Below are 7,653 nucleotides of genomic sequence, written 5' to 3' on the forward strand. Positions count from 1 at the left end.
CTCAGACCAAATTGGATGAACTGACGATCTCTAGTTCGGACGTTGCGCGGATATCATCCGAGGCGAAGCCCACGCTCAGCGTCACTCGTCCTGCCTCGATCACTCGCCGGTTGTCGATGCCGGTGAAAGCAAGTCGCGCTACTGGCGCCGAGAGAGCGATCGTTTTCTCCTCACCGACGTCGAGTGTTACTCGTTCGAAGGCGACGAGTTGACGCACGGGGCGTACTACCGTGGCCTCCTCGTCCCGGGCATAGAGCTGAATTACTGTGTCGCCAGGCTGAGACCCGCTATTGCGGACCTTGACCGTCAATGCAAGTTGCCCGTCAGGGTCCACTGTCGACTCGGAACCTTCCACCGTCAGGTCGAAGTCGGTGTAGGACAGCCCGTGCCCAAAAGCGAAGAGCGGGCTTTGCGAGACGAGGTCGTTGTAGCCGTGGCGTGTGCCGGTCGGGTGGTCATAGCCGCTGCCGAAGTGATGACCGTGATAGATCGGGATCTGCCCGATGGAGCGTGGGAAAGAACTGGGAAGCTTGCCGCTCGGGTTCACTTCGCCCATCAACGCCCGCGCAATTGCCTCCCCACCCTCTTCGCCCAATAGAGGTGCGACGAGCAGTGCGTTCGAGCCCTCCGCGACCTCGGTGAGCACCAAGGGCCTGCCCGTGACGACGACGCTCACCACGGAAATCCCGGTTTCGGCCAGGAGCGATACGAGCTGTTCCTGGTTCCCAGGGAGCCGGGGTTCGCTGGTGGACTGTCCCTCGCCGGCGGTGTTGTTGCCCACCCAGCCGGTGCGCTCGCCCAGCGCCGCGATCACGAGATCTGCGCCGCCGACGGCGCTGGCCACTGCGGCCGCGTCGAGAGGAACTGCCCCGGGGATCAGATCACCAAGTTCAATGAAGGAGACGTCAGTTCGGTGGGCCCGAAGCGCCTCAAGCAGGGTGACGGCGTGCGGGTGGAGCCGCTGCGCGGCCTCCTCGAACGTCGGCTCGATTCCCGGCAAGCGTGCCTGGAAGATATCGGTGAAGATGGCCTCCTCGGCGCTGATCCCGGGAATCTCCCCGTTCCGGAGCGCCATCGAGCCGCGCATCATCTCGATGTTCGACACGGACGTGTAGGCGCCGAAGTGGATGCGGAGTTCGTTCGCAGCAGGCCCCACGATCACGATCTTTGTCCGGTCATCAGTGATGGGCAACGCGCCGTCGTTGCTGAGAAGCACAAGGGACTGATCGGCGAAGGTTCGCCGTACTTCGGCCGCTTCTTCACGGTCCATGCGAGGAGTGCTTCCCGTCCGCCTGAACTCCGGAATCAGTCCAGCTCGCGATTTCGCAACGAGAGTACGCTCAACTGCGACATCGACGTGGCGTTCGTCCAGGCGTCCGGACTGAACCTCTTCCACGAGCATCGCATACTCTTCGCCGCCAGGGAGGTCCGCATCAAGTCCGGCTTCGAGCGCTTGACGTGCCGCAGCACCAGGTTGCGGAGCGGTGTGATAAACGGTCCGAAGCATCGCGATCGACGAATAGTCACTGACGACGGGTCCGGAGAACCCTAGTTCTCCGCGCAGCAGGTCAGTCAGCATCCACCGGTTGGCAGCTGCGGGCACACCGTCGACTTCGTTGTACGAGTTCATCATCAGCGCGAGATCGGCTTCAGCGATGGCTCGTCGGAATGGTTCAGCGTACTCGTCCACGAGCGCCCGGCGGCCTAGCTGCGTGATGGCCTGGTTGAGACCCCCCTCAGATGCGCCATAGCCGAGGAAGTGCTTGCCAGTGGCGAGGACTGGACGTTCGCCATTGCGGCCCTGGATGCCTTCGACGAAAGCCACTGAGCACTGCGCCACGAGTTCGGGATCCTCGCCGTAGGTTTCATGCACCCGACCCCAGCGCGGATCGCGCGCCAGATCCATCACCGGAGAGAAAACGGCGTGGCCGCCGATTTGCTCGGTCAACGCCGAACTGACCGACGCAGCGCGGCGGATGAGCCCGGGGTTCCACGAGGCCGCCTGAGCCCAAGCGGTCGGGAATTGTGGCCCGGAATCGTGCACCACGCCGTTGATCGCCTCAAAGTGCACCATCGCACCGATGCCGAAAGGGGAGGTCTCGCGCACGTGATGCTGGATCGCGTCGAGCTGCAAGCGCAACTCATCTGCTTGCTCCGCGAGGAACCATGCCATCGAAATGTGTCCAACTCCATGGGGTCGGATGATCGATACCCGCGATGGGTCGAGTCCTTGGCTCTCTGGCGTAGCAACAAAAAGCTCTGTCGCGAACAGGCCGCGAAGCTGAGCAACCTTCTGCTCCAGCGTCATCTTTCCCACGAGGCGGGCGGCGTCGAACGAGCTCATGAATTGTCCTTATCTGTGCGTTGCGCGTCTACAAATGTTCTCCGGCGCGCGTGGGGCAGGGGAAAAGGGAGCCGGCTCCTGACGCGAACTACGAAACTGCCGCGCCCGAGAGGAACTTCCGCGGGAGATCAAAACTCCAAGGTCGGGATCGCCGGGCAAAAGGTGCTGGCAGCATATGAATGCTGCTGAGAAACTTCGGTGTTCCTCGTCAAGCGACACTACCGTCGAAAGGACCAATTGTCACGTAACAACTCGCTTTTCTGGTTCTGGCAAGGGGATCGAAAAGTGGGGAGATTCGAACCGTCGGAGCACCAGGAGTTGACGGCAGGCCCGAATGCGGGGGAGTCCGCCTTTGGCTACCTCGGGCCCATTCGAATCGCTCCGTCAAGGCGGATGGTTTCGCCGTTGAGCATTGGGTTGTTGATGATGTGGGCTACCAGATCGGCGTACTCGGAGGCTTTACCAAGTCTGGAGGGGTGCGGGACTTGCTGGCCGAGAGATTTTTGCGCTTCCTCAGGGAGGGCCGCCATCATGGGGGTTTCGAAAAGGCCGGGGGCCACCGCCATCACGCGGATAAGGTGACTGGCCAGTTCCCGCGCCAAGGGCAATGTCATTGCTGCGACACCGCCCTTGGAAGCGGCATACGCGGGCTGGCCGATCTGACCATCGAATGCGGCCACCGATGCCGTGTCGATGATGACCCCGCGTTCACCGTCGACGGCGTCCGTTACGGCAATCTTTTCCGCAGCAAGTCGGATGACGTTGAAGGTGCCAATCAAGTTAATGCGGACCACCCGTTCGAAGTCGGCGAGAGGCAGGGCCCCATTGCGGCCCAGGACCCTGCCTGGATCGACGATGCCTGCGCAATTGACGACAATGCGTAGAGCTCCCAGTGAGGCCGCGAAATCTACCGCAGAGCCGATCTCCTCGGCGGATGTCACGTCGGCAGGCATGAAATGCGCGCGACTTCCGAGAGCCTTCGCTACAGTCTCGCCCTTTGATGACGGGAGGTCTACCACCACCACGTGAGCTCCCTGGCGATGCAAGGCATTGGCGGTGGCTTGGCCGAGCCCGGAGGCCCCTCCCGTGATGAGGGCAACTGCTCCGTTGATGTTCACGACGTTCTCCTGCCGGTCAAAGGTACTTGGTGTTCTGTCAAAACCCGTCAGCGCGTCGCTTTCGCAGGACGTACCGCTGCAACTTCCCCGAGGGCGTTTTCGGCAAATCATCAACGAAGTGAATGTGTCGGGGGTAGGCATGGGCAGCGAACTGCGTCTTGACGAGCCTTTGAAGCTCGAGGACAAGGTCGTCGCTGCCGGCAGTCCCCTCCACAAGCACAATATATGCTTCCAGGACCTCGCCACGGAGTTCGTCGGGAGCGCCGATGACAGCACATTCCTGGACGGACGGGTGCCCTGCGAGGATGCTTTCTACATCGAAGGGTCCGATTCGGTACCCGGCCATGATGATGACGTCGTCATCTCGGGATGAAAAGTAGTAGTTTCCCTCCTCGTCCACTTTGCCGGCGTCTCCGGTGAAGTACCATCGTCCATCGTGGCTGAACCGTTCAGCGGTCTTTTCCGGAGCGTCCTTGTAACCGGCGAACCACATGAGGGGACTACCTGCGACGTTGACGGCTACGCGACCCATTTCACCTGCTGCTGCAGGTTCATCGCTGTTGTCTTGAAGGACAGAGCAATTCCAACCGTGTAGGGGCTTCCCCATGGAACCTGGCCGAAGTTCGTCCCTGACGGCGTCGTGCCAGGCGTTGACGATCATCATTCCGTGTTCAGTTTGGCCGTAGTGGTCCCTTATGGGGATGCCAAAAGTCTCCTCAGCCCAAGTGATGACCTCTGGTGTCAACGGTTCTCCAGCGGAGGATGCACGACGTAGTCGAGGAGTTTTCGGTGAGGCTTTTGTTGCTGATCGCATGGTCCGATACACCGTGGGTGCCGCGGCGAAATTGGTGACGCCGAAGCGGTCCAAAACATCAAAGGTGAGTTCAGGGGAGAAGCCTGCGTGCAAGAGCAGACTGCGCCGGCCAGCTGCTAGAGGTCCCAGGATCCCGTAATAGAGGCCATAGGCCCAGCCTGGGTCTGCGGCGTTCCAAAATACGTCATCCGCTTTTACGTCCAGTCCGAGTTCAATGTACTGGCGGAAGGAGGCCAACGCCCGAACCGGGACGGGGACGCCTTTCGGCGAACCGGTGGTGCCGGAGGTGAAGATCAGGACCAGGGTACCGTCTCCTCCGATGGCTTCCGCGGGGATGCCCGGCCTTTTGATTGTGAGGAGCGTGGTGAGGGCGAGATCGGGTGCTGAAGCACTCTCCCCAGTCACGATGACGGTCGCCGTTGTGTCGTTGATCTTCTGACGCTGGTCGGCATCAGTAATGATCACTTTTGCCTGTGAAGACGTCAGTCGCATCTCGATTGCCGGCCCTGCGAATGCCGTGAACAGGGGCACATGAACGGCGCCACATCGCCAAATGGCCAGCAGCATCACTACCAAATCGGCAGATTTACTCATGAGCGTGGCCACGGCATCCCGAGGTCCCACCCCCAATTCAGCCAGCGCTGCAGCTCCCTGTTCCGACCGTTCACGCAGTTGTCCGTAGGTGATGTCCTCGCTAGACAGGTCAGCTTCGATGATCGAAAATGCTATGGCATTGGGATCGTGGCTGTCGCAAAGCAGATCAGCAGCACAGGCGTCGTGAGCACCGTACTGAGCAATGAGGGCCGCAACTGTAGGGACCTGAAGGGACATCGATTCTCCTTTGAATGGTGACGTTACCTAAGAATGAAGCGGCGACGTCGGCGCTAACGGGTACCTATTTGCAAGTTGGTGTGGGGGTGGTTTAGGTGGTTTCTCCGTGGATGATGTGGAGGGGGATGGTGTGGTTGTTGGGGGTGTGGTTGTTGGTGGTGGTGTTCGCGATGATGTTGGCGATGGCGGCGTGTGCTGCTCCGCCGATCGGGTATCCGATGGTGCTCAGTTGCGGGATCATGATTTGGGATAGGGGGGTGTTGTCGACCCCGATGAGGGCCACGTCGTGGGGGATGGTGCGGCCGCGTAGTTGGGCTGCGGCTACGAGTGCCGTGGCGACGTCGTCGTTGTAGCAGGCGATGGCGAAGGGTGCTTGGCCCATGGAGTCGAGGGCTGCGAGTGCTTCTTCGCGGTTGATGCCTAGTTTGAGGGTGAGGGGGGTGGGGAGGTTGTGGTCGCGGCATTCGTCGCGGACGCCTTGTTCCCGGTCGGCGCCGAAGGGGTCTTGTCGGGTGTCGCTGAGGTGGGCGTAGGCCAGTCTGGTGTGGCCGCGGCTGATCAGGTGACTGGCCTGCAGTCTTCCGATGTCGTAGTCGACGCTGTGATGGTCGGCTGGGGGCACGGGGTCGAAGAACTCCACTCCGCGGGTCTGCAGGATCTGCCGCTCTTGAGCTGTGAAAGGTGTCAGTGAGAGGACCCCCCGGGGGTTCAGGGACGAGATCAGCCGATCGAATGATTGCGGGGAGTGAGTGGCCAGGCGCAGGACCAGGGTGAGTCCGTGCTGGGCGAGTTCTTCGGTCGCGCGCTCGAAGATGTCTTGGAGGTTCCCGCCGAACGTTGTGTCGGGGATCAGGGCGATGACGAGGTCGCTGGTTCCCCGGACCAGGGTTCTGGCTGCGGCCGAGGGCTGATACCCCAGTTCCCGTGCGACTTGTTCGACTTTTTCGCGCGTGGCGGTGGCGAATTTGTGGCCGCGCCCGTTGAGGATCTCGCTGACGGTCGACCGGGAAACCCCCGCGCCTCGTGCAACGTCGTGACTGGTGGTGACCACGCCCTTCTCCTCCTCTTGGAATTGAAGTCAAGCCTACACGAAGTGTCACGTGACAAAGCCCGCACTCAGCATGTATTGTCACGTAACAACAACGGCTTTCTGATGGATCCCTTACCGGGGTGACTGACAAATAGCCCGCCCGGTTTTCATAACAATGGAGTTCTGATCTATGTCACGCAAACCTGCTGAGGAACCGTTCTCGTCAGCGTCTGCCCCTGCCGGGTATGAGCTGCCGCTGAGCCCGTCGGCGAGCATCCACCTCGGCGCCGAACGCATCGGCAACACCCTGACCGACACCCCAGCCAGCACCCTGGGCGGGGACTTGCCAAGGCTGCGTACCGGTTACCTCTGGGCGATCTACATCGCCCAGATGACGCTCTACATTGCGTTCATCGTGCCCATCGCGTTCTCCCTCGCGATTCGTGTCGCTCAGGTCGCCCCGGAGAACCGCGACGCGATCCTCGCTCTCGCGGTCGGGCTTCCCGGCTTGTTCGTGGTGATCGGCACCCCGATCGTCGGGATCTTCAGCGACCGCACCCGATCCCGCTTCGGCCGGCGACGGCCCTGGCTGCTCCTGGGCAGCATCCTCGGCCTGGCAGGATCGGCAGCGATCGCCCTGACCGGGGACGTCGCAGGATTAGTCATCGGATGGTGTGTGGCCTACACCGGCTACGGCATCGCATCCTCCATGCTGAACACACACCTCGGTGACACCCTTCCCGCCCTCCAACGCGGACGCGTCATGGGAATCCTGGGAGCCATCACCCAGATCGCCCCCATCCTGGGCATCACCGTCGCCGGCACCATGGTCACCAGCCCGATCGGTCTGTTCCTCCTGCCCGCCAGCATCGCCTTCGTCGGGGCCCTGTTCTTCACACTCGTCATGAAAGACCCCCAAGTCACCACCCCGAAACCCGAACTGAAAATCTCCAAAGTCCTCGAAGGCTTCTACTTCAACCCACGCCAATACCCCAACCTCGCCTGGGTGTGGATCAGCAAAGCATGCGTATTCTTGGCCATCTCCATGGCCGGACTCTACGGCGTCTACCTCCTGACCAGCCGCCTGAACATGACCCCCACCGAAGTCGGTGGACTACTTGCCATCACGGGCCTCGCCAGCGTCGCCACCGGCATCCTCGGCGCCGTCGGATCCGGATACCTCTCCGACAAACTCAAAACCCGCAAACCCTTCCTCCTCATCAGCGCCACCACCCTCGGAACCAGCATGATCATCACCGGCACCGCCACCAGCATCCCCCAATACGTCCTCGGAGGCCTCCTGCTCTCCCTCTCCATCGGCGTCTACGGCGCAGTAGACCAAGCCCTCGCACTCGACGTCCTTCCGCGGGACACCGACGAAAACGGCCGCTTCCTCGCCATCATCGGAATCGGCAGCACCCTCCCACAAGCCATCGGCCCCTTCGCCGCCGGCATCGTCCTGGCACTAGGCTCCGGCAACTACACCACCGTCTACATCGTCGGCGCCATCATCGCA

At 61.6% G+C, this 7,653-nt stretch carries 5 protein-coding genes; 1 reads left to right on the forward strand and 4 read right to left on the reverse strand.

The window, feature by feature from the left end:
• Position 1 precedes the first annotated feature (1 nt).
• From ACU18_RS10435 to ACU18_RS10450, 4 genes are all read right to left on the reverse strand, one after another.
• Positions 2 to 2,344 (reverse strand): glycoside hydrolase family 3 N-terminal domain-containing protein, encoded by a 2,343-nt coding sequence (locus tag ACU18_RS10435; RefSeq protein ID WP_050685487.1) that lies wholly within the window; start codon positions 2,342 to 2,344, stop codon positions 2 to 4.
• Between the two features lie 356 nt (positions 2,345 to 2,700).
• The gene (locus tag ACU18_RS10440) at positions 2,701 to 3,462 is read right to left on the reverse strand and encodes an SDR family NAD(P)-dependent oxidoreductase (RefSeq protein ID WP_050685488.1); all 762 of its coding nucleotides are present in this window, start codon (positions 3,460 to 3,462) and stop codon (positions 2,701 to 2,703) included.
• A 37-nt stretch (positions 3,463 to 3,499) separates the two neighbouring features.
• On the reverse strand, positions 3,500 to 5,107 hold the full coding sequence (locus ACU18_RS10445; protein WP_050685489.1) for an AMP-binding protein: 1,608 nt from the start codon (positions 5,105 to 5,107) through the stop codon (positions 3,500 to 3,502).
• A gap of 91 nt (positions 5,108 to 5,198) precedes the next feature.
• Entirely contained in the window at positions 5,199 to 6,158 is a 960-nt protein-coding gene (locus tag ACU18_RS10450) for a LacI family DNA-binding transcriptional regulator (RefSeq protein ID WP_050685490.1), read from the reverse strand.
• A gap of 169 nt (positions 6,159 to 6,327) precedes the next feature.
• Between ACU18_RS10450 and ACU18_RS10455 the strand changes: the two genes are divergently transcribed.
• On the forward strand, positions 6,328 to 7,653 hold a 1,326-nt coding region (locus ACU18_RS10455), incomplete at its 3' end, for an MFS transporter (protein ID WP_050685491.1).

Source organism: Arthrobacter sp. ZBG10 (genome assembly GCF_001238605.1).
In the GTDB taxonomy this organism is placed as follows: domain Bacteria; phylum Actinomycetota; class Actinomycetes; order Actinomycetales; family Micrococcaceae; genus Arthrobacter.